Consider the following 2936-nt stretch of genomic DNA (forward strand, 5'->3'; position numbering starts at 1 on the left):
CATCGGCTTTTAGCTCAACGGCTTCACTGGTGGCTGCCACCACCAAAACCAGCCCCAGGGGTAGGGCCAGCCAAAGCAGCAATTTGAGCTCTGCTGGTGCCAGTAGGGGCAGGGGCGCCACCATTGCCAAGTAAAGAGCGATCAGGGTGAAGCGGATCAGCGCGGCCATCGGGTAGCGGTCGCTGCTGTCGGCCAAGGTGCCGCTCATCGATCTTCGGGGGAGCCGGCTATGGGTTCGATCAGGGTCTCTGGCTGGTAGCGGCCGCTGAAAACTTCCTGCTCGCGGCCTTTCCAGAATTCGCCAAGTCGCATCAGATCGGCGTGGGCCTCCTGCAGGCTGGCCATGTAGGCATCCGGGTCCATGCTGGCTTTGGCCTCCTTGAGCTTGGTGAGCCGCAGTAGCTGCAGCATCCAGGGCTTGCTGAGCTCGCCGCGTTGCTCGAGGTAAGTGGCCAGCTCCGCGGAGCTGGGGGTAGGGGAGCCGGGCATTATCTGCATTGGGGCTATTTGGGCAAGGCTATGCAGCGGGAAGTGGGATTGTGAGTCGGTTTCCACCCACAAGCTCAACCAGGGCGGCGATGTTTAGGGGCTCAGCGAATAGATAGCCCTGGAATCGGGCCACCCCCATCTGTTGCAGCCGCTGAAAGCTCGCCTCGGTATCCACCCCTTCAGCGACGAGGGTCATCGATATGGAGTTCGTGAGCCTGGGGAGCAGTTCCACGATTTGTTCCGCATAGGAATCGTTGAGAACTCCGATTACAAAACTGCGATCGATCTTCAGTTCGTCAGGCTTCAGCAATAGCAGCAGGCCCATGGAGGAGAAGCCCGTTCCAAAGTCATCGAGGGAAATTCGCATTCCAGCGTCACGGCAATTCCGCAGATTGATTTCAACTGCTGCAGTGGAGTTGAAGATCGCCGTTTCGGTGAGTTCAAGATTGATGCTGTTGCAAGAGATTCCATGGGCTGCAATGGCGTCGATTAATTGGCCTGAAAAAGATGCGTCTGTGAGTTGGGATGGGCTGACATTGATCGCTAGGTTGAGCTGGTTGGGGGTTACTTTTAGAGCTTGGATCAGCTGCTTGAAGGTCTTCAACGTGGCTTCGATGAGCTGCCAGCCAACGCGACCCATGATTCGATAGTGTTCCGCTACCGGGATGAATAGAGTTGGGGGAACTTCCCCCAGGTCTGGGTGATCCCAGCGGGCGAGAGCCTCAACGGCTAGGACTTCGCCTGCGGCGTTGACGATCGGTTGAAATAAAATCCGGAAGCAGTCGGGCTGCGATGGCTCAAGTGATGCTTCGCAAGCCTGTTGGAGCGCAGTAAATAGGCGATAGTCACTGAGCGGATTGGACTCATTTCCCGCTGTGAACAGGTGAATGTGTTCCCCCTGGGATGACTTTGCCTTGTACATTGCCAGGTCTGCTTTTCGAATGATGTCTTCACTACTGAAGTGGTGTGGATCGCTGATCGTGATCCCAATGCTCAGGCTAAGTCGGTAGGGCGAGGCGGAGTCAACTTGACTTTTCTCAAAGGACTCAAGGATCCGGTGGGCTACCTGTTTGGCATGGAGGGCTAAATCATCTTCATTGCTGGCGTTTTGAGAGTCTCCCAGAATCAGAATGAATTCGTCGCCGCCGTAGCGCGCCAGGAAATCACCCTGGCGGCAGAGGGCCTTGAGTTGGTTGGCTGCCTTGCGCAGGGCTTGATCACCGATGCGATGGCCATAGGTATCGTTAATGCTTTTGAATTTGTCGAGATCGATAAACAGCAGGACAAGAAGTGTCTGCTCTTCCTTAAGGCGATCGATTTCTCTTTCAAGGTGTTCGATGCAATAGCGGCGGTTGGCCAGGCCGGTGAGTGCATCGTGCATGGCCAGATCGCGGGCGGTGCCCAGAACCTGTTCAAACCGATTGGCAATCAAATGGATGTCTACTCGTTGGCGACCAGCGGGTTCGCTGCCGGTTGTGGTCGACCCCTCGATCGGTTGGCTGGCGCGTGGCGAGGCAGGGTGTCGCCGTTCCTCCTGCAGCATCCCCCTGAAGATGAAGTTGCTGCTAGGGGGTGGGCTGGCAGGGCTGTGATCTGCTGAAGGGAGCGACTGGGGGTCTTTGAAATCAAGGATTTCAATCAGTGCACGGTGACTTCGGCGGATGCGTTGGGTGGCCCAGCGTTCCTTCTTGCGCAGCAGCAATCTCTGCCGGCGCTCGGCCAGTTTCCAGCTGAAGCGCAGGGCCAGGGCGATCAGTCCCCCGCCGGTTAGCAGCAGCAGCAGATGGTTTAGTTCCCTGCGCTGCTCTGCCTGGCTATTGGCGGGTTTGACGCCCATCAGTCGCCCGTCTTCGCCGAAGGTCTTGGGTTTAAGCGCAGCCAAGGGCTCCCCCGTGGCGATGACTCCAGCTGGGGGGATGGGCTGCAGCTGAGCCTGGATGCGGTTGAGCTCCTCCTTCAGGTTGGTGCCGAACTGGGGTTCGACTAGCGGGTTGAGGAAAATAAGGGTCGCTGTTGTGGAACGGCTGTTGTCGCTGGTGCCGATCGTGGTGGCGAAGCCGACGTAGAGGTTGTTGGTCTCGTCTGAGCAGATCACCCGGATGCCGGCGAGGCCCAGTTGGCGGCGGGTGCGGGCGGCTGAGTCCAGGCAGCGCACCAGCCGTTGATCAGGGGGCCGGCTCGGGCTGCTCAGGCCCACCTGAAGGGCCCGACGTTGGGCTTGGGCGTCGTAGATCGCCATGGCGGCCCCTTGATCAAAGAGGGTGCTGGTGGCCAGGTTTTGGGAGGGGAAGGAGGGGGTCTTGCCCTCGATGAAGGCATAGCTGTCATCCCACCAGCCCCAGTCGCTCGCAATTCGCTGGGCGTCCCGGAATTCGGCTTCGAGTTTTTCCAGGGCGATCGTCTGGTTGGTGACGCTTCGGCCCTTGGTCAGCTGAATCCTCCGGACC

General features: G+C 58.6%; 2 protein-coding genes and 1 pseudogene. All 3 read right to left on the bottom strand.

From position 1 onward, the window contains the following. Positions 1 to 208: pseudogene (locus KB557_RS10405) on the bottom strand (hypothetical protein); the annotation flags it as partial. After that, positions 205 to 489: a hypothetical protein gene (locus KB557_RS10410; RefSeq protein WP_255133954.1), complete on the bottom strand. Its 285-nt coding sequence runs from the start codon at positions 487 to 489 to the stop codon at positions 205 to 207. The gene KB557_RS10410 and the pseudogene KB557_RS10405, both read right to left, overlap by 4 nt. A gap of 28 nt (positions 490 to 517) precedes the next feature. Then, positions 518 to 2936 (bottom strand): EAL domain-containing protein (locus tag KB557_RS10415; protein WP_255133956.1); only part of this gene is annotated, 2419 nt, incomplete at its 5' end.

This window comes from Synechococcus sp. Cruz CV12-2-Slac-r (genome assembly GCF_024346075.1).
GTDB lineage: Bacteria > Cyanobacteriota > Cyanobacteriia > PCC-6307 > Cyanobiaceae > Synechococcus_D.

Bases quoted from the DNA above. Each gene is read 5' to 3' on its own strand.
- KB557_RS10410 (WP_255133954.1), bottom strand. From the start codon at position 489: ATGCCCGGCTCCCCTACCCCCAGCTCCGCGGAGCTGGCCACTTACCTC.